This window comes from Pseudarthrobacter sp. alpha12b (assembly GCF_054130495.1).
In genome coordinates, this window is the sequence record NZ_CP196746.1 from 2,251,635 (window position 1) to 2,270,372 (window position 18,738).

Annotated in this window: 20 protein-coding genes; 1 reads left to right on the plus strand and 19 read right to left on the minus strand. The window is 62.6% G+C overall.

The window, feature by feature from the left end; translation table 11 throughout:
* Positions 1–3: 3 nt before the first annotated feature.
* The 12 genes from rplN to rpsJ all read right to left on the minus strand — a co-directional run bounded on the left by rplN (position 4) and on the right by rpsJ (position 6,451).
* Positions 4–372, minus strand: a complete 369-nt coding sequence (gene rplN / locus ACTAQI_RS10290) for a 50S ribosomal protein L14 (protein ID WP_003803789.1) — start codon at positions 370–372, stop codon at positions 4–6.
* A gap of 726 nt (positions 373–1,098) precedes the next feature.
* On the minus strand, positions 1,099–1,404 hold the full coding sequence (gene rpsQ, locus ACTAQI_RS10295; RefSeq protein WP_141159769.1) for a 30S ribosomal protein S17: 306 nt from the start codon (positions 1,402–1,404) through the stop codon (positions 1,099–1,101).
* Positions 1,401–1,730: a 50S ribosomal protein L29 gene (rpmC, locus tag ACTAQI_RS10300; RefSeq protein ID WP_387557555.1), complete on the minus strand. Its 330-nt coding sequence runs from the start codon at positions 1,728–1,730 to the stop codon at positions 1,401–1,403. Before rpmC ends, rpsQ begins: the two co-directional genes overlap by 4 nt.
* A gap of 2 nt (positions 1,731–1,732) precedes the next feature.
* Positions 1,733–2,149, minus strand: a complete 417-nt coding sequence (gene rplP / locus ACTAQI_RS10305) for a 50S ribosomal protein L16 (protein ID WP_015937848.1) — start codon at positions 2,147–2,149, stop codon at positions 1,733–1,735.
* On the minus strand, positions 2,150–2,980 hold the full coding sequence (rpsC, locus tag ACTAQI_RS10310; RefSeq protein WP_056334253.1) for a 30S ribosomal protein S3: 831 nt from the start codon (positions 2,978–2,980) through the stop codon (positions 2,150–2,152). It lies immediately after the preceding gene.
* Positions 2,981–3,346 (minus strand): 50S ribosomal protein L22, encoded by a 366-nt coding sequence (gene rplV, locus ACTAQI_RS10315; protein ID WP_009358304.1) that lies wholly within the window; start codon positions 3,344–3,346, stop codon positions 2,981–2,983. It lies immediately after the preceding gene.
* 38 nt (positions 3,347–3,384) lie between these two features.
* Complete coding sequence (gene rpsS / locus ACTAQI_RS10320; protein ID WP_003803803.1) at positions 3,385–3,666, minus strand: 30S ribosomal protein S19; 282 nt, start codon at positions 3,664–3,666, stop codon at positions 3,385–3,387.
* Between the two features lie 12 nt (positions 3,667–3,678).
* Entirely contained in the window at positions 3,679–4,518 is an 840-nt protein-coding gene (rplB, locus tag ACTAQI_RS10325; RefSeq protein WP_026264302.1) for a 50S ribosomal protein L2, read from the minus strand.
* 29 nt (positions 4,519–4,547) lie between these two features.
* On the minus strand, positions 4,548–4,853 hold the full coding sequence (rplW, locus tag ACTAQI_RS10330; RefSeq protein ID WP_011692807.1) for a 50S ribosomal protein L23: 306 nt from the start codon (positions 4,851–4,853) through the stop codon (positions 4,548–4,550).
* Entirely contained in the window at positions 4,850–5,470 is a 621-nt protein-coding gene (gene rplD / locus ACTAQI_RS10335; protein ID WP_457950881.1) for a 50S ribosomal protein L4, read from the minus strand. Before rplD ends, rplW begins: the two co-directional genes overlap by 4 nt.
* 4 nt (positions 5,471–5,474) lie before the next feature.
* Positions 5,475–6,125: a 50S ribosomal protein L3 gene (gene rplC / locus ACTAQI_RS10340; protein WP_102973689.1), complete on the minus strand. Its 651-nt coding sequence runs from the start codon at positions 6,123–6,125 to the stop codon at positions 5,475–5,477.
* Between the two features lie 17 nt (positions 6,126–6,142).
* Positions 6,143–6,451 (minus strand): 30S ribosomal protein S10, encoded by a 309-nt coding sequence (gene rpsJ, locus ACTAQI_RS10345; protein WP_003803825.1) that lies wholly within the window; start codon positions 6,449–6,451, stop codon positions 6,143–6,145.
* Between the two features lie 397 nt (positions 6,452–6,848).
* Between rpsJ and ACTAQI_RS10350 the strand changes: the two genes are divergently transcribed.
* Entirely contained in the window at positions 6,849–8,285 is a 1,437-nt protein-coding gene (locus tag ACTAQI_RS10350) for a GH1 family beta-glucosidase (protein ID WP_457950882.1), read from the plus strand.
* A 21-nt stretch (positions 8,286–8,306) separates the two neighbouring features.
* Here the strand turns inward: ACTAQI_RS10350 and ACTAQI_RS10355 are convergent, their stop codons facing one another.
* From ACTAQI_RS10355 to ACTAQI_RS10385, 7 genes are all read right to left on the minus strand, one after another.
* Positions 8,307–9,554, minus strand: coding sequence for an Nramp family divalent metal transporter (locus ACTAQI_RS10355; RefSeq protein WP_457950883.1), 1,248 nt, complete (start codon positions 9,552–9,554; stop codon positions 8,307–8,309).
* Positions 9,555–9,661: 107 nt separating this feature from the next.
* Positions 9,662–9,787, minus strand: coding sequence for a hypothetical protein (locus ACTAQI_RS10360; protein WP_457950884.1), 126 nt, complete (start codon positions 9,785–9,787; stop codon positions 9,662–9,664).
* A 164-nt stretch (positions 9,788–9,951) separates the two neighbouring features.
* Positions 9,952–11,142, minus strand: coding sequence for an elongation factor Tu (tuf, locus tag ACTAQI_RS10365; RefSeq protein ID WP_018760460.1), 1,191 nt, complete (start codon positions 11,140–11,142; stop codon positions 9,952–9,954).
* A gap of 263 nt (positions 11,143–11,405) precedes the next feature.
* Positions 11,406–13,520, minus strand: coding sequence for an elongation factor G (fusA, locus tag ACTAQI_RS10370; protein WP_457950885.1), 2,115 nt, complete (start codon positions 13,518–13,520; stop codon positions 11,406–11,408).
* Positions 13,521–13,589: 69 nt separating this feature from the next.
* Positions 13,590–14,060, minus strand: a complete 471-nt coding sequence (gene rpsG, locus ACTAQI_RS10375; RefSeq protein WP_003803829.1) for a 30S ribosomal protein S7 — start codon at positions 14,058–14,060, stop codon at positions 13,590–13,592.
* A gap of 1 nt (position 14,061) precedes the next feature.
* Positions 14,062–14,436 carry a 30S ribosomal protein S12 gene (gene rpsL, locus ACTAQI_RS10380; RefSeq protein ID WP_009358312.1) on the minus strand — a complete coding sequence of 125 codons (375 nt, stop codon included), beginning with the start codon at positions 14,434–14,436 and terminating at the stop codon, positions 14,062–14,064.
* Between the two features lie 389 nt (positions 14,437–14,825).
* Complete coding sequence (locus ACTAQI_RS10385) at positions 14,826–18,725, minus strand: DNA-directed RNA polymerase subunit beta' (RefSeq protein ID WP_457950886.1); 3,900 nt, start codon at positions 18,723–18,725, stop codon at positions 14,826–14,828.
* Between the last annotated feature and the right edge of the window lie 13 nt (positions 18,726–18,738).

Sequence of the window (18,738 nt, forward strand, 5' to 3'; positions counted from 1 at the left end):
GGACTAGAGCACCTCCGGAGCCAGAGAAACGATCTTCATGAACTTCTTGTCACGCAGTTCACGACCAACCGGTCCGAAGATACGGGTACCGCGGGGGTCGCCGTCGTTCTTCAGGATCACAGCTGCGTTCTCGTCAAACTTGATGTAGGAACCATCCGCACGGCGGCGTTCCTTCTTGGTACGGACGATGACGGCCTTGACCACATCGCCCTTCTTTACGTTGCCGCCCGGGATTGCATCCTTGACGGTGGCGACAATGACGTCACCGATGCCTGCGTAGCGACGGCCAGATCCACCGAGAACGCGAATGGTAAGGATTTCCTTAGCACCCGTGTTGTCGGCGACCTTCAGTCGCGACTCCTGCTGAATCACTATTTACTCCTTGCGTCGCGCCGGTTCTCAGGCCGTGGTCTTGCTACGGAATGAGCCTTGCGGAACGGTTGATCGGGGTGTCTCTTGACCTGCCTGGATTTTGCCAGACCAGGCCTAAACGCCCGTGCCAGAAGCAGTTGCTCCCACCCGGTCCGGGACGGATCCCGGGCGCACAGGGGCACTATGCTGTGGCACGCTTGTTTACGAGGTTGATGATGGCGCGCAGAAGGCGCCATACAAACTCAATATCCTAGCACGTTTTCCGCCGGTCCCCATATCACCCCGGTCCCCCGGCCTGCAAGACGGACGACGGCGTCACGCGGGGCAGTCTTTCGGCCCGCCCAAGGTGCCACTCCCCCGCCAGTCCGGGCGCCGCCGTCGTCCGCTGCCCAAGACGCGCCATCACCTCCCGCAGCAAAACCACCAACGCCCCATCACCTCCCGCTCATTCCTTCTGGCAAGTGATGGCGCGTTCCCGAAAAAGGTGCAGGACCTGATGGCGCGTTCCCGAAAAAGGTGCAGGAAGAGATGGGGCGTCGAGGAGAAGACGGACGACGGCGTCACGCGGGGCAGACTTTCGGCCCGCCCAAGGTGCCACTCCCCCGCCAGTCCGGGCGCCGTCGTCGTCCGCTGCGGCGAAAGGCTGCCTGGCGTGACGCGTGGGTTAAAACGAGGAAGCCCCCGTTCCCGGAAAGGGAACAGGGGCTTCCAGCGAAGCAGCAGGTGCTACTTGGCCTTTTCGAGGATTTCCACGAGCCGCCAGTTCTTGGTGGCGGACAGCGGACGGGTCTCGGCGATGACAACGAGGTCGCCGATGCCGGCGGTGTTTTCTTCGTCGTGGGCCTTGACCTTGGAGGTGCGGCGGATGACCTTGCCGTACAGTGCGTGCTTCACGCGGTCTTCAACCTCGACAACGATGGTCTTTTCCATCTTGTCGGAGACCACATAGCCGCGACGGGTCTTGCGGTAACCGCGCTCCCCAGCCTTGGCTGCGGTAGCAGTTTCGGTCACGTTCTGGTCCTTTTCACTCACTTGGCGTCCTCCTCGGTCTCAGCCTTTTCAGCCTTGTCGGCCTTCTTGGTTGCAGCCTTCTTGGACTTCTTTTCTTCCTTGGCTTCCACAACCGGTGCGGCAACCTCGGCACGAATGCCCAGCTCGCGTTCGCGGAGAACGGTGTAGATGCGGGCGATGTCCTTCTTTACCGCGCGCAGGCGACCGTGGTTCTCCAGCTGTCCGGTGGCGGACTGGAAACGCAGGTTGAACAGCTCTTCCTTGGCCTTGCGGAGTTCTTCAACGAGACGCTCGTTGTCGAAACCGTCCAGCTGTGCGGGAGCCAAATCCTTGGATCCTACTGCCATTTCTACTCACCACCTTCGCGACGCACAATGCGTGCCTTCAACGGCAGCTTGTGGATTGCCAGGCGCAGGGCCTCGCGAGCTACCTCTTCATTGACACCGGAGAGTTCGAAAAGAACCCGGCCCGGCTTGACGTTGGCGACCCACCATTCCGGTGAACCCTTACCGGAACCCATGCGGGTTTCGGCCGGCTTCTTGGTCAGGGGACGGTCCGGGTAGATGTTGATCCAGACCTTACCGCCACGCTTGATGTGGCGGGTCATCGCAATACGGGCAGATTCGATCTGACGGTTGGTGACGTATGCCGGGCTCAGAGCCTGGATACCCCACTCACCGAACGAGACCTCGGTGCCGCCCGTGGCAGCGCCGGAACGACCCGGGTGGTGCTGCTTACGGTGCTTGACTCGACGTGGGATAAGCATTTAAGCCTGTCCTCCTTCTACAGCAGCAGGTGCTGCTTCAGCTGCCGGAGCCTCAGCAGCAGGAGCTGCGTCAGCGGCCGGGCGGTCGTTACGACGACGGCGGTCACCGCGGTCAGCGCCACCCGGACGGCCGGGACGGTCGCCACGGTTACCGCGGGACGGTGCGGCAGCGGCCTGTGCGGCCAGTTCCTTGGCGGTGACGTCACCCTTGTAGATCCAGACCTTCACACCGATGCGGCCGAAGGTGGTCTTGGCTTCGTAGAAGCCGTAGTCGATGTTCGCGCGGAGGGTGTGCAGGGGCACACGGCCTTCGCGGTAGAACTCCGAGCGGGACATTTCAGCGCCACCCAGGCGGCCCGAGCAGGCGATACGGATGCCCTTGGCACCTGCACGCTGTGCGGACTGCATGGCCTTCTTCATCGCACGGCGGAATGCCACGCGGGAAGTCAGCTGCTCTGCAACGCCCTGGGCCACAAGCTGAGCTTCCATCTCGGGGTTCTTGACCTCGAGGATGTTCAGCTGGACCTGCTTGCCGGTGAGCTTTTCGAGCTCGCCGCGGATGCGGTCTGCTTCTGCTCCACGGCGGCCGATGACGATGCCGGGACGGGCCGTGTGGATGTCCACGCGGACGCGGTCACGGGTGCGCTCGATCTCGACCTTGGCGATGCCGGCGCGCTCCATGCCCGTGGACATGAGCTGGCGGATGCGGATGTCTTCGCGAACGAAGTCCTTGTACCGCTGCCCGGCCTTGGTGCTGTCAGCGAACCAGTGCGATACGTGATCGGTGGTGATGCCGAGTCGGAACCCGTGCGGGTTTACTTTCTGTCCCACTTAGCGAGCCTCCTCTTTCTCCGGGGTAGCGACTACCACGGTGATGTGGCTGGTGCGCTTCTTGATCTGAAATGCACGACCCTGGGCACGCGGCTGGAACCGCTTCATGGTCGGGCCTTCATCAACAAACGCTTCGCTGATGATGAGGTCGCCTTCGTCAAACGCCACGCCGTCGCGGTCCGCGAGGACCCGGGCGTTAGAGATTGCCGACTGAACTACCTTGAATACCGGCTCCGAAGCTGCCTGCGGGGCAAACTTCAGAATTGCCAGAGCCTCATTCGCTTGCAATCCACGAACAAGGTTGACGACGCGCCGGGCCTTCATAGGCGTTACGCGGATGTGGCGCGCAATTGCCTTGGCTTCCATTGCTTTCCTTCTCTCGTCTTTGACGTAAACGCAGGCGCCTAGCGGCGCTTGCCCTTACGGTCGTCCTTGACATGGCCGCGGAATGTCCGCGTGGGAGCGAATTCGCCGAGCTTGTGCCCGACCATCGACTCAGTGACAAACACCGGGATGTGCTTGCGTCCGTCGTGTACGGCGATCGTGTGTCCGAGCATGTCGGGGATGATCATCGAACGGCGGGACCAGGTCTTGATGACGTTCTTGGTGCCCTTTTCGTTTTCCCTGGCTACCTTCACAAAGAGGTGCTGGTCAACGAAAGGACCTTTTTTCAGGCTGCGTGGCATGTGTCCAGGCTCCTATCGCTTGTTCTTGCCAGTACGACGGCGACGCACAATAAGCTTGTCGCTCTCTTTGTTGGGGCGGCGGGTGCGGCCTTCCCGCTTACCGTTCGGGTTGACGGGGTTACGTCCACCGGACGTCTTACCCTCACCACCACCGTGCGGGTGGTCAACCGGGTTCATGGCGACACCACGGACGGTCGGGCGGACGCCCTTCCACCGCATACGGCCGGCCTTGCCCCAGTTGATGTTCGACTGCTCGGCGTTGCCAACCTCGCCGACGGTTGCGCGGCAGCGCACGTCAACGTTGCGGATTTCGCCGGAAGGCAGACGCAGCTGGGCGAAGCGGCCTTCCTTGGCAACAAGCTGGATGGATGCGCCGGCGGAGCGGCCCATCTTGGCGCCGCCGCCCGGACGCAGTTCAACTGCGTGGATGACGGTACCCACCGGGATGTTGAGCAGCGGCAGGTTGTTACCGGGCTTGATGTCAGCACCGGCACCTGCCTCAACAACGTCACCCTGGGAGAGCTTGTTGGGAGCGATGATGTAACGCTTGGTGCCATCAACGTAGTGCAGGAGGGCGATGCGAGCCGTGCGGTTCGGATCGTACTCGATTTCGGCAACGCGGGCGTTGACGCCGTCCTTGTCGTGGCGACGGAAGTCGATCAGACGGTACTGGCGCTTGTGTCCGCCACCCTTGTGACGGGTGGTGATCTTACCGGTGTTGTTACGGCCGCCCTTTTTGGGCAGCGGACGTACCAACGACTTTTCCGGCGTCGACCGCGTGATTTCGATAAAGTCCGCTACGCTCGAGCCGCGACGGCCCGGGGTAGTCGGCTTGTACTTACGGATTCCCATAATTTATTTCCTCGTTAAAGTGGTCTCCGCTACGCGAGCGGACCGCCGAAGATGTCGATGGTGCCTTCTTTGAGGGTGACAATCGCACGCTTGGTGTTCTTGCGGGTACCCCATCCGAATTTGGTGCGCTTGCGCTTACCGGCACGGTTGATGGTGTTGATCGATTCGACCTTGACGGAGAAGATCTTCTCCACGGCCAGCTTGATCTCGGTCTTGTTCGAACGGGGGTCCACCAGGAAGGTGTACTTGCCCTCGTCGATCAGGCCGTAGCTCTTTTCCGACACGACGGGTGCAAGCACGACGTCGCGGGGATCCTTGATGGTGGCTGCACTCACTTGGCATCCTCCTCGTTCTTAGCTGCCTTAGCGGCAACGAATGCGTCGTAGGCAGCCTTGGTGAAGACAACGTCATCAGAGACGAGAACGTCGTAGGTGTTCAGCTGGTCTACGTACAGAACGTGAACGCCGGCGAGGTTGCGCACGGACAGTGCAGCAACGTCGTTATCGCGCTCGATGACGACCAGCAGGTTCTTGCGGTCGGAAACACCGCGGAGCGTCGCCAGGGCGGTCTTGGCGGAGGGCTTGGTGCCTTCAACCAGTTCCGCGACAACGTGGATGCGCCCGTTGCGGGCCCGGTCAGACAGTGCGCCGCGCAGTGCAGCAGCAATCATCTTCTTGGGGGTCCGCTGGCTGTAGTCACGCGGGGTGGGACCGTGGACAACGCCACCACCGGTCATGTGAGGAGCACGGATTGAACCCTGACGGGCGCGGCCGGTGCCCTTCTGCTTGAACGGCTTGCGTCCTGCACCGGAAACTTCAGCGCGGGTCTTGGTCTTGTGGGTTCCCTGGCGGGCAGCAGCGAGCTGGGCAACGACAACCTGGTGCAGCAGCGGCACGTTGGTCTGAACGTCGAAGATCTCTGCAGGCAGGTCAACCTGGACAGTGTTAGCCATTGAACTAGGCTCCCTTCACGGCGGTGCGTACGAGTACGACCTGGCCGCGGGCGCCGGGGACGGCACCCTTGATCAGGAGCAGCGACTTCTCGACGTCAACCGCGTGGACCGTGAGGTTCAGCGTGGTGTGACGAACGGCGCCCATGCGGCCGGCCATTTTCATGCCCTTGAAGACGCGGCTCGGGGTGGATGCGCCACCGATTGAACCGGGCTTACGGTGGTTCTTGTGGGCACCGTGGGAAGCTCCAACGCCGTGGAAGCCGTGACGCTTCATAACACCGGCGAAGCCCTTACCCTTGGTGGTCCCGACGACGTCGATCTTCTGGCCGGCTTCGAAGACCTCTACGGAGAGCTCCTGGCCCAGCTCGTACTCGGCAGCATCTGCGGTACGAAGTTCGACGACGTGGCGGCGAGGCGTGACGCCTGCCTTTTCAAAGTGACCAGCCAGCGGCTTGGTGACCTTGCGGGGATCGATCTGGCCGTAGCCGATCTGAACTGCGACGTAGCCATCAACTTCTGCGTTGCGCAGCTGGGTGATGACGTTCGAGTCTGCCTGGACCACAGTGACGGGGATGAGCTTGTTGTTCTCGTCCCAGACCTGGGTCATGCCGAGCTTCGTGCCCAGCAGGCCCTTTACGTTACGGGTTGCGGTCATAGTCTCTCAGCACCTCCCTACAGCTTGATTTCGATGTTCACGTCAGCCGGCAGGTCGAGACGCATGAGCGAGTCAACAGCCTTCGGCGTGGGATCGATGATGTCGATAAGACGCTTGTGCGTGCGCATTTCAAAGTGCTCGCGGCTGTCCTTGTACTTGTGCGGAGAGCGGATAACGCAGTACACGTTCTTCTCCGTAGGCAGCGGCACGGGGCCAACTACCGTTGCGCCTGCGCGCGTGACCGTCTCAACGATCTTCCGTGCTGAAACGTCAATGACCTCGTGGTCGTATGACTTCAGCCGGATGCGGATTTTTTGTCCCGCCATGTCGCCTGACTCTCTTTCAGTCTGTGCTTCCCCGGTTTAGGGCTGCCCTGTTCACTTACTCGTTGTATGGCTGCCGAAGCATTTGAGGTCGTAACCACCATCCGCCGCACAAGCTGAATCCGGATAGATCCGGGTTCCTCACCTTGCCGGCGCAACCGACCCCCGCGGTCGGGCGTGTCGCGCTGAACACGCATACAAATCCGCAAATCCATTGGGGTGGGTTATGTTTGGTCTCCTACTTGGACCCTGCACCCGGCATTATCCGGATCGGGACGCGAAGAAGCGCTTGAACAACTCATCTAGTATGCCGGAAAAGCACGGCAGATGCGAATTGGCCCCCGACCCGTCCCCCTCACGCCCCATTGCAGTGGAAAGGAACCGGCTGGATGATAGGGGCATGACCCTCGAAGGCACTGAATCGGTGACGGAACTGGCCGGGCGCGTGCCGCCGTCGTTCACCCTTGGCGTCGCGGCAGCGGCGTTCCAGATCGAAGGCGCGCTGAAGGCCGGAGGCCGCGGACCATCGGGGTGGGACGCCTTCGCGGAGAAGCCCGGCGCCATCATGGACGGGCACTCCCCCGCGGTGGCGTGCGACCACTACAACAGGCTGCCGGAGGACGTTGCGCTGCTCAAGGAACTGGGCGCGGACTCCTACCGGTTCTCGCTTTCCTGGCCACGCATCCAGCCTGACGGCCGGGGCAGATTCAACGCCGAGGGCCTGGACTTTTACGACCGCCTGATCGACCAGCTCCTTGATGCCGGCATCTCCCCCATGGCCACGCTTTACCACTGGGACACCCCGTTGCCCCTTGAACACCGTGGCGGCTGGCTGAACCGCGACACTGCTGAAAGGTTCGGCGACTACGCCCGGGCCGCCGGCGAGCGGTTCGGCGACCGGGTGGATCAGTGGGTCACCCTCAACGAACCGGTCTCGGTCACCCTCAACGGATACGCCCTGGGGGTGCATGCACCCGGGCGCCGGTTGATGTTTAACGCCCTTCCCTCCATCCACCACCAGCTCCTCGCGCACGGGCTCGGGGTGCAGGCGCTGCGGGCCGCCGGAGTTGCGGGCGGCATCGGCCTGACCAACCTGCACTCGCCCGTCCGGCCCGCCAGCCGGAAGATCGGCGACCGGCTGGTGGCGCATCTGTACGACCTGCTGGCGAACAGGATCTACGCCGACCCCGTCCTGCTGGGCCGCTACCCCACCCTGCCCTTGTACGCGAAGCCGTGGTTGCGCTCCCTCGGCAAAATCTCCGATGCCGACCTCCGCACCATCCACCAGCCGCTGGACTTCTACGGGCTCAACTATTACTTCCCGGTCAAGGTGGCCCTGGGCCCGGGCATCACGCCCATGCCTGCCGATATGCACAAGGAGATGGCCAAGCTGCCCTTCCACGAGGTGGGCTACGCGGAGTTCGGCAGTACCGGATTCGGCTGGCCGGTGGCGCCCGACCATCTGGGAATCCTGCTGCAGGAAATGCGGGACCGTTACGGGGAGGCCCTCCCGCCGGTGTACATCACGGAGGGCGGGGCGAGCTTCCCCGAACCTGACAGTGTCTCGGAGACGCTGGAGGATACGGACCGGGTGGAGTACCTCGCGACGCATCTCGGGGCGGCACTGGAGGCCACTGCCCCGGGGGGCATTGCGGAGGGCGTTGACCTGCGCGGCTACTACGTGTGGACGCTGATGGACAATTTCGAGTGGGCGGCCGGTTACTCCCAGCGGTTTGGCCTGGTGCATGTGGACTTCGATTCGCTGGAGCGGACTCCCAAACGGTCCTTCTACTGGTACCAGGCGCTCTCCCGGGCGCGGGGCCACCGGCAGGACTAGCGGCCCAGCGGTCGGCGCTCTCTAGCGTCCCAGCACTGTAAGGAAGATCAGCACACAGTTCAGGCCCACGATCAGAGTGGCACTGGTCCAACCGGCCATCCGCAGCGCTTTCGAGTCGGCGTGGATGCCCATCACCTTGCGACTGCCGGTGAGGCGGATCAGCGGAATGAGCGCGAACGGAATACCGAAACTCAGGAGGACCTGGCTGAGGACCAGGGCCAGTGTGGGTTCAACACCGGCACCCAAGACAACCAACGCCGGGATCAGGGTTACAGTCCGGCGAATAAGCAGCGGAATCCGCACCTTCAGCAGGCCGCCCATGATGGTGGCCCCGGCGTAGCACCCCACCGAGGTGGACGCCAGGCCAGATGCCAGGAGCCCCACAGCGAAGGCGACGCCGATAACCGGCCCCAGTGCCGACGTCACCGCTGCGTGCGCACCGGCGATGGTGTCGGTTCCCTCCACCCCGCGGAGGCTGGTTGCGGCCAGCAGCAGCATGGCGATATTGACGATCCCAGCAAGCAGCAGGGCTCCGACGACATCCACGCGGGTAGCCCGGATCAACCGCGTCCTGACCGCGGGATCTTTCGAGAAGCCGTGACGGTCCCGGGCCAGCGCTGAGTGCAGGTAAATGGCGTGCGGCATGACGGTAGCCCCGAGCATGCTGGCTGCGAGCAGGACGGTATCGGTTCCCTCGAACCGCGGCACAAGACCGGCAAGGGCGCCGCCCGCATCCGGCGGCGCGACGAACAGGCCCGAGACAAACCCGATTGCGATGACGCCGAGGAGGGTCAGGATGGCAAGCTCGAAGGACTTCTGGCTCCGGCGCGACTGGAGTGTTAGCAGCAGCATGGAGGCCACGCCGATGATGACTCCGCCCGTCAGCAGGGGCAAACCGAAGAGTAGATTGAGCGCCACGGCCCCGCCAATGACTTCCGCCATGTCCGTGGCTCCGGCAACAATCTCGGCCTGCACCCAGTAGGCACGGCGCCGCTTGGTGCCCAGGCGATTGCCAAGAATCTCCGGCAGGCTCATTCCTGTAGCGAGGCCGAGCTTGGCTGACTGGTATTGAATCAGGACGGCCATGGCATTGGCAGCAACCAAAACCCAAACGAGGAGGTACCCGAAGTTAGCCCCGGCCGTCAGGTTCGCCGCCACGTTCCCCGGGTCCACGTACGCAATGGCGGCCACGAAGGCCGGACCAAGCAGCAGGAGGCGCGACCAGCCCCTCGTGGGGGCGGACTCCGCCGTCATTGTTGAAACTGCCATCGCGTGTCCTCGTCGTTGCGGTCGTCAATAAGACGAGGATAGCGCGAATTTAGGTATACCGAAAAGTAGGAATAAGGCGTGCCAGCACCAAATGCTGCTGCCCCCTGCTAACGCTTCTTGTTGGCCCTGTTGATCCGCTTGGTCCGGTCAATCTCATGCCGGAAATTCCTTCTGACCCAGAACACACCGGCTACCACAGCAACCGCGATGATCAGGAAGATAAGCCACCCCATGTTGATCTCCTTTCCGTGCTGCAACACTACCAGCGGCCGGTGGCCGCAGCATCCCGCGGAACAGCCTAAAAATGGGCAAAAGAAAGCCCCGCTGCTTGGAGCAGCGGGGCTTTCTTATGGATTCAGCGTGGGCCTTGACCCGGCAGATCCTTGATCAGCAAGTACTACTTGATGATCTTGGTAACGCGTCCCGAACCAACGGTGCGGCCGCCTTCGCGGATTGCGAAGCCGAGGCCCTCTTCCATGGCGATGGGCTGGATGAGCGCAACGGTCATCTCAGTGTTGTCGCCAGGCATAACCATTTCCGTGCCCTCGGGCAGGGTGATAACGCCGGTTACGTCCGTGGTGCGGAAGTAGAACTGCGGGCGGTAGTTGGAGTAGAACGGGTTGTGACGTCCGCCTTCGTCCTTGGAGAGGATGTAGACGTTGGCCTCGAAGTCGGTGTGCGGGGTGATGGAACCCGGCTTGACGACAACCTGGCCACGCTCGACATCGTCGCGCTTCAGACCGCGGAGCAGCAGGCCACAGTTCTCGCCGGCCCATGCTTCGTCGAGCTGCTTGTGGAACATCTCGATACCGGTAACCGTGGTCTTCTGGACCGGGCGGATGCCGACGATCTCGACCTCGGAGTTGATGGCGAGGGTTCCACGCTCGGCGCGGCCCGTAACAACGGTGCCACGGCCGGTGATGGTGAAGACGTCTTCGATCGGCATCAGGAACGGCTTGTCGCGGTCACGTACGGGGTCCGGAACGGACTCGTCGACAGCAGCCATCAGGTCCTCAACGGACTTGACCCACTCGGGGTCGCCTTCCAGGGCCTTCAGGCCTGAAACGCGGACAACCGGAGCGTTGTCGCCGTCGAAGCCCTGCGAGCTGAGGAGCTCACGAACTTCCATTTCGACGAGGTCGAGGAGTTCCTCGTCATCGACCATGTCAGCCTTGTTCAGCGCGACCAGCAGGTAGGGAACACCAACCTGGCGGGCAAGCAGAACGTGCTCGCGGGTCTGAGCCATCGGGCCGTCGGTAGCGGCAACCACGAGGATTGCGCCATCCATCTGTGCAGCACCGGTGATCATGTTCTTGATGTAGTCAGCGTGGCCGGGGGCGTCAACGTGTGCGTAGTGACGCTTCTCGGTCTGGTACTCCACGTGGGAGATGTTGATGGTAATACCGCGCTGACGCTCTTCGGGTGCAGAGTCGATCGACGCGAAGTCACGCTTCTCGTTGAGAGTCGGGTACTTGTCGTACAGCACCTTGGAAATGGCGGCCGTCAGCGTCGTCTTACCGTGGTCAACGTGACCAATGGTGCCGATGTTGACGTGCGGCTTAGTCCGCTCGAACTTTGCCTTTGCCACAGGTTCCTCCTAGAACGTTTTCAAATGACATACCCTCCTGCCGCACTTGTCGCGGCAGAAACTCAGGTAAGTCTACTTGGGGGGCTTTGGATTGGTGAAATTGCAGATTCAGGAACTAATACTAGTCCCAAGATCCTGTTCGTGCAGATGGCCGGGGACCGGCTTGACCGGACGAATCCGACCGTGCCCCGGCCACCTGCACCGGCTGTGCTTACCGTTACCGGCCAGCGCACCCGAGTTTGTTGCTTTGAGAAGTCCGGGGACTATTCGCCGCGGGTCTTCTGGATGATCTCGTCGGCAACTGCCTTCGGGACCTCGGCGTAGCTGTTGAACGTCATGGAGTACACAGCACGGCCCTGGGTCTTGGAGCGCAGGTCGCCGATGTAGCCGAACATGCCGGACAGCGGAACGTGCGCACGGATGACCTTGACGCCCTGTGCATCTTCCATGGACTGCATCTGGCCACGGCGGGAGTTGAGGTCACCGATAACTTCACCCATGTATTCCTCAGGGGTGCGGACCTCAACATCCATCAGCGGTTCGAGCAGAACAGGGTTCGCCTTGCGTGCAGCTTCCTTGAAAGCCATACGGCCAGCGATCTTGAACGCCATTTCCGAAGAGTCAACATCGTGGTACGCGCCGTCAATCAGCGTGGCCTTGATGCCGACAACCGGGTAGCCGGCCAGGACGCCGTCGTTCAGTGCGTCCTGGATGCCCGCGTCAACAGACGGGATGTACTCGCGGGGAACGCGGCCACCGGTGACCTTGTTCTCGAACTCGTACAGCTCGCCCTCGGCGGTGTCCAGCGGCTCGATCGCGATCTGGATCTTTGCGAACTGGCCCGAACCACCGGTCTGCTTCTTGTGCGTGTAGTCGTGGCGTTCGACAGCGCGCTTGATGGTTTCGCGGTAGGCAACCTGGGGCTTGCCCACGTTTGCCTCGACCTTGAATTCGCGGCGCATGCGGTCCACCAGGATGTCCAGGTGGAGCTCGCCCATGCCGGCGATGATGGTCTGGCCGGTGTCTTCGTTGAGGGACACCTGGAAGGTGGGGTCCTCAGCGGAGAGCTTCTGGATGGCCGTGGAGAGCTTCTCCTGGTCACCCTTGGTGTTCGGCTCGATGGCAACCGAGATCACGGGCTCCGGGAAGCTCATGGACTCGAGGACGATCTGGTTGGACGCGTCGCACAGGGTGTCGCCCGTGGTGGTGTCCTTCAGGCCGATGGCTGCGTAGATGTGGCCGGCGGTAGCGCCCTCAACAGGCATTTCCTTGTTGGCGTGCATCTGGAACAGCTTGCCGATGCGCTCCTTCTTGCCCTTGGTGGAGTTGACCACCTGGGCGCCTGCTTCCACGTGACCGGAGTACACGCGGATGAAGGTGAGCTGGCCGAAGAACGGGTGCGCAGCAATCTTGAAGGCCAGTGCGGAGAACGGCTCTTCGGAAGAAGGCTTGCGGGTCAGTTCCTTCTCTTCGTCGCGAGGATCGTGGCCGACCATCGGGGGGACATCGAGCGGGTTCGGCAGGTAGTCAACAACTGCGTCGAGCATGGGCTGCACGCCGCGGTTCTTGAAGGCGGAGCCACAGAAGATCGGGTAGAGCTCAGAGTTGATGGTCATCTTGCGGATGCCGGCCTTGAGCTCGTCGATCGAGATCTCTTCACCCTCGAGGTACTTCTCCATGAGTTCCTCGGAGGACTCGGCGACGGTCTCAACGAGGTTCGCGCGGTACTCCTCGGCCTTTTCCTGGAGGTCAGCAGGGATCTCGCGGATCTCATACTTGGCACCCATGGTGACGTCACCCTTGGCATCGCCGGGCCACACCAGAGCGCGCATGTAGAGCAGGTCCACGACGCCGATGAAGTCGTTCTCGGCACCGATGGGCAGCTGCATGACCAGCGGCTTGGCACCGAGGCGGCTGATGATGGTGTCTACGGTGAAGTAGAAGTCTGCGCCCAGCTTGTCCATCTTGTTGACGAAGCAGATACGCGGGACGTTGTACTTGTCAGCCTGGCGCCAAACGGTCTCGGACTGCGGCTCAACACCTTCCTTGCCGTCGAACACGGCAACTGCACCGTCGAGGACGCGCAGGGAGCGCTCAACCTCAACCGTGAAGTCCACGTGGCCGGGGGTGTCGATGATGTTGATCTGGTTGTTTTCCCAGAAGCAGGTCACGGCGGCAGACGTGATGGTGATGCCGCGTTCCTTTTCCTGTTCCATCCAGTCGGTGGTCGAAGCGCCGTCGTGCGTTTCGCCGATCTTGTGGTTCACACCCGTGTAGAACAGGATGCGCTCGGTTGTGGTGGTCTTGCCGGCATCAATGTGGGCCATGATGCCGATATTGCGGACCTTACTAAGGTCGGTAAGCACGTCCTGTGCCACGGGGTCTCCTTTTGGGATGGACTACGCGTTCGCCGCCGGCTCGATCGAGCCGGCGGCGTCCGGGGAGTATTACCAGCGGTAGTGTGCGAAGGCCTTGTTGGACTCGGCCATCTTGTGGGTGTCTTCGCGACGCTTCACAGCGGCACCGAGACCGTTGGAGGCATCCAGGATTTCGTTCTGGAGGCGCTCGGTCATCGTCTTTTCACGGCGGGCCTTGGAGTAGCCAACCAGCCAGCGCAGGGCGAGTGCGGTGGAGCGGCCCGGCTTGACCTCAACCGGAACCTGGTAGGTGGCGCCACCGACGCGGCGGGAGCGGACCTCGAGCGAAGGCTTGACGTTGTCCATGGCCTTCTTCAGGGCTGCAACGGGGTCGCCGCCGGACTTGGCGCGTGCGCCTTCGAGTGCACCGTAGACAATGCGCTCTGCCGTGGACTTCTTGCCGTCAACGAGCACTTTGTTGATGAGCTGGGTTACCAGCGGGGAACCGTATACCGGATCCGAAACGAGCGGCCGCTTGGGGGCCGGACCCTTGCGAGGCATATTACTTCTTCTCCATCTTTGCGCCGTAGCGGCTGCGGGCCTGCTTACGGTTCTTCACACCCTGGGTATCGAGGGCGCCACGGACGATCTTGTAGCGGACACCCGGGAGGTCCTTCACACGACCACCGCGAACGAGCACAATGGAGTGCTCCTGCAGGTTGTGGCCAACACCGGGGATGTAGGCGGTAACTTCCACGCCGCCGTTGAGGCGCACACGTGCCACCTTACGCAGAGCCGAGTTCGGCTTCTTCGGGGTGGTGGTGTAGACGCGGGTGCAAACACCGCGGCGCATGGGGCTGCCCTTAAGCGCGGGAGCCTTGGTCTTTGAGACCTTAGGCGTGCGGCCCTTGCGGACCAGCTGGTTAATCGTAGGCACTCTCGTGTTCTCCGTTTTATCCGGAGTGGCTGTTTCCGGCCACTCTCCTGTTGCGTTGCCCCGCCGCCCGGGCCCTGAAGGGAATCTCCATGGCGGCGAAGGCGAAGCCTTAATAGTCGGATCGCACACCGGGGCGAAACGTACATTCCTGCAGTTCCCTAGGCATGCAAAAATGTGGCATACGTTGCACAAGAACCCTGCAAACCGGAAACGTCGCTCTGGCCCAGCCTTTCAGCTGATACCGGCGCACTCATCCACTGCCACAATAACAATTGGTAACCAGTCTAGCATGGACAGGCTCCATGCCTTAATCGACGGGTTAAACGGAAGGGATGGTCCCCCACCTTGCGGTGCGGGACCATCCCTTCGTCAGGCGTCAACCTCAGTGGTTACCGGAAGTCGTTGCCCAGATCGTAGTCATCCAGCGGGATGGCGTGGAACTCTGGAGCTCCGTCACCGCCCAAGGTGTCGTACGAGAAGTCACTGAACGCGCTGGGGCCGGTGAACAGGTTGGCCTTCGCTTCCTCAGTGGGCTCCACGGTGACCTCGGTGTAGCGCGGGAGGCCCGTGCCGGCCGGGATCAGCTTACCGATGATGACGTTTTCCTTCAGGCCCAGCAGCGGGTCACTCTTGCCTTCCATGGCCGCCTGCGTCAGGACGCGGGTGGTCTCCTGGAAGGAAGCTGCGGACAGCCAGGACTCGGTGGCCAGCGACGCCTTGGTGATGCCCATGAGCTCAGGACGTCCGGAAGCCGGAGTCTTGCCCTCGGACACAACACGGCGGTTGGCATCCTCGAAGCGGCTGCGCTCGGCGAGCTCGCCGGGCAGCAGGTCCGATTCGCCGGACTCGATGACCGTGACGCGGCGCAGCATCTGGCGGACGATAACCTCGACGTGCTTGTCGTGGATGCCGATGCCCTGGCTGCGGTACACACCCTGGACCTCGTCCACCAGGAACTTCTGTGCCGCACGCGGGCCCATGATGCGCAGGACCTGCTTGGGGTCCACCGGGCCGTTGATCAGCTTCTGGCCAACGGCCACGTGGTCGCCGTCTTCGATCAGCAGGCGTGAACGGCGGAGAACCGGGTACGCGATCTCTTCCGTTCCGTCATCCGGGGTGATGACCAGGCGCATCTGGCGCTCGGACTCTTCGATGGTGATGCGGCCGGCTGCTTCAGCAATCGGGGCAACACCCTTCGGAGTACGGGCTTCGAAGAGCTCCTGGATACGGGGCAGACCCTGGGTGATGTCGTCGCCGCCGCCGGCGGAAACAGCACCACCGGTGTGGAACGTACGCATGGTCAGCTGGGTACCGGGCTCGCCGATGGACTGTGCGGCGATGATGCCCACGGCCTCGCCGATGTCCACGGTCTTGCCGGTGGCCAGCGAACGGCCGTAGCACAGGGCGCAGGTGCCGACGCTGGACTCACAGGTGAGTACGGAGCGGACCTTCACCTCGGTGATGCCTGCCTTGAAGAGCTCGGCGATGACAACGTCGCCGCAGTCGGTGCCGGCGGCCGCGAGGACGTTGCCCTCGGAGTCCACGACGTCGACAGCCAGCGTACGTGCGTAGGCGCTGTTCTCGACGTTCTCGTCCAGGACCAGCTCACCGTTGGAGTCGGCGACGGCGATGGGCGTGACCAGGCCGCGCTCGGTGCCGCAGTCCTCTTCACGGACGATGACGTCCTGCGAGACGTCCACCAGACGACGGGTCAGGTAACCCGAGTTGGCCGTACGCAGTGCGGTATCGGCCAGGCCCTTACGGGCACCGTGCGTGGCGATGAAGTATTCCAGCACCGACAGGCCCTCGCGGTAGGAGGACTTGATGGGACGCGGGATGATCTCACCTTTAGGGTTGGCCACCAGGCCACGGATACCCGCAATCTGGCGGACCTGCATCCAGTTACCACGTGCACCGGAGGACACCATGCGGTTGATGGTGTTCATCGGGGACAGGCTCTCACGCATCACCGAGGCGATGTCATTGGTTGCCTTGTTCCAGATTTCGATCAGTTCCTGGCGGCGCTCGTCGTCGTCGATCAGGCCCTTGTCGTACTGGCCCTGGATCTTGGCGGCCCGTTCCTCATACCCGGCAAGGATTTCCGGCTTGGCAGCAGGAACCTCGATGTCGGAGATGGCGACGGTGACGCCCGAACGGGTGGCCCAGTAGAAACCGGCATCCTTCAGGTTGTCCAGCGTTGCGGCGGTGACAACCTTGGGGTAGCGCTCGGCGAGGTCGTTGACGATCCGGGACAGTTCGCCCTTGTCGGCAACAGCCTCGACCCACGGGTAGTCCTCGGGCAGGGTCTGGTTGAACACAACCTGGCCCAGGGACGTCTGGACAAGCGCCGGCTGACCGGGCTCCCAGCCTTCCGGAGCCTCCCAGCCTGCGTAGGGAACGAACCCTTCGAGCCGGATCTTGACCTGCGAGTTCAGGTGCAGCTCGCGTGCATCGAAGGCCATGATGGCTTCCGAAACGGAGGAGAAGATCCTGCCTTCGCCCGCCGAACCTTTGCGCTTGGTGGTCAGGTGGTACAGGCCGATGATCATATCCTGCGAAGGCAGGGTGACCGGGCGTCCGTCAGAGGGCTTCAGGATGTTGTTCGAGGACAGCATCAGGATGCGGGCCTCAGCCTGCGCCTCGGGGCTCAGCGGCAGGTGGACTGCCATCTGGTCGCCGTCGAAGTCGGCGTTGAACGCGCCACAAACCAGCGGGTGCAGCTGGATTGCCTTGCCTTCAACAAGCTGGGGCTCGAAGGCCTGGATGCCCAGGCGGTGGAGGGTAGGTGCACGGTTGAGCAGCACCGGGTGTTCGGTGATGATCTCTTCGAGCACGTCCCAGACCTGCGGGCGGTAGCGCTCCACCATCCGCTTTGCCGACTTGATGTTCTGCGCGTGGTTGAGGTCAACCAGGCGCTTCATCACGAACGGCTTGAAGAGCTCGAGGGCCATCTGCTTGGGCAGGCCACACTGGTGCAGCTTCAGCTGCGGGCCGACGACGATGACCGAACGGCCGGAGTAGTCGACGCGCTTGCCGAGGAGGTTCTGGCGGAAACGGCCCTGCTTGCCCTTGAGCATGTCGCTCAGGGACTTCAGCGGACGGTTGCCCGGTCCGGTGACCGGGCGGCCGCGGCGGCCGTTGTCGAAGAGGCTGTCAACAGCTTCCTGAAGCATGCGCTTCTCGTTGTTGACGATGATCTCCGGAGCACCCAGGTCAAGCAGGCGCTTGAGGCGGTTGTTGCGGTTGATCACGCGGCGGTACAGGTCGTTGAGGTCGGAGGTGGCGAAGCGGCCACCGTCCAGCTGGACCATGGGGCGCAGTTCCGGCGGGATCACCGGGACGGCGTCGAGAACCATGCCGAGCGGGCTGTTGTTGGTGGTCAGGAACGCGTTGACCACCTTCAGGCGCTTGAGGGCACGGGTCTTGCGCTGGCCCTTGCCGTTGGCGATGATGTCGCGCAGCAGGTCGGACTCGGCCTGCATGTCGAAGTTCTCAAGGCGCTTCTTGATGGCTTCGGCGCCCATGGAGCCTTCGAAGTACATGCCGTAGCGGTCGCGCAGTTCGCGGTACAGGCCTTCGTCACCTTCGAGGTCGGCGACCTTCAGGTTCTTGAAGCGGTCCCAGACCTGCTCGAGGCGCTCGATGTCGGCGTCGGCACGCTTACGCACGTTGGCCATCTGGCGGTCGGCGGAGTCGCGGGCCTTCTTCTTGTCGGCAGCCTTGGCGCCTTCGCCCTCGAGGCGCGCAATTTCGCCTTCGAGGTCGCGGGCAATCGCGGCGATGTCGGCGTCGCGGTTGTCGATCAGCTGCTTCTTCTCGATGTCGTGCTCAACCTGCAGGTTGGGCAGTTCCTCGTGGCGGGCAGCCTCGTCGACGCTGGTGATCATGTAGGCAGCGAAGTAGATGACCTTCTCGAGGTCCTTCGGGGCCAGGTCAAGGAGGTAGCCCAGGCGGGACGGAACACCCTTGAAGTACCAGATGTGCGTGACGGGGGCGGCCAGTTCGATGTGGCCCATGCGCTCACGGCGGACCTTGGCGCGGGTGACTTCAACGCCACAGCGCTCACAGATGATGCCCTTGAAGCGCACGCGCTTGTACTTGCCGCAGTAGCATTCCCAGTCCCGGGACGGGCCGAAGATCTTCTCGCAGAAGAGGCCGTCCTTCTCGGGCTTGAGCGTGCGGTAGTTGATGGTTTCCGGCTTCTTAACCTCGCCGTAAGACCAGCCGCGGATGTCTTCCGCGGTGGCGAGGCCGATCTGCATGAGGCCGAAGGAGGATTCGCTGGACATATGGTCCCTGTTC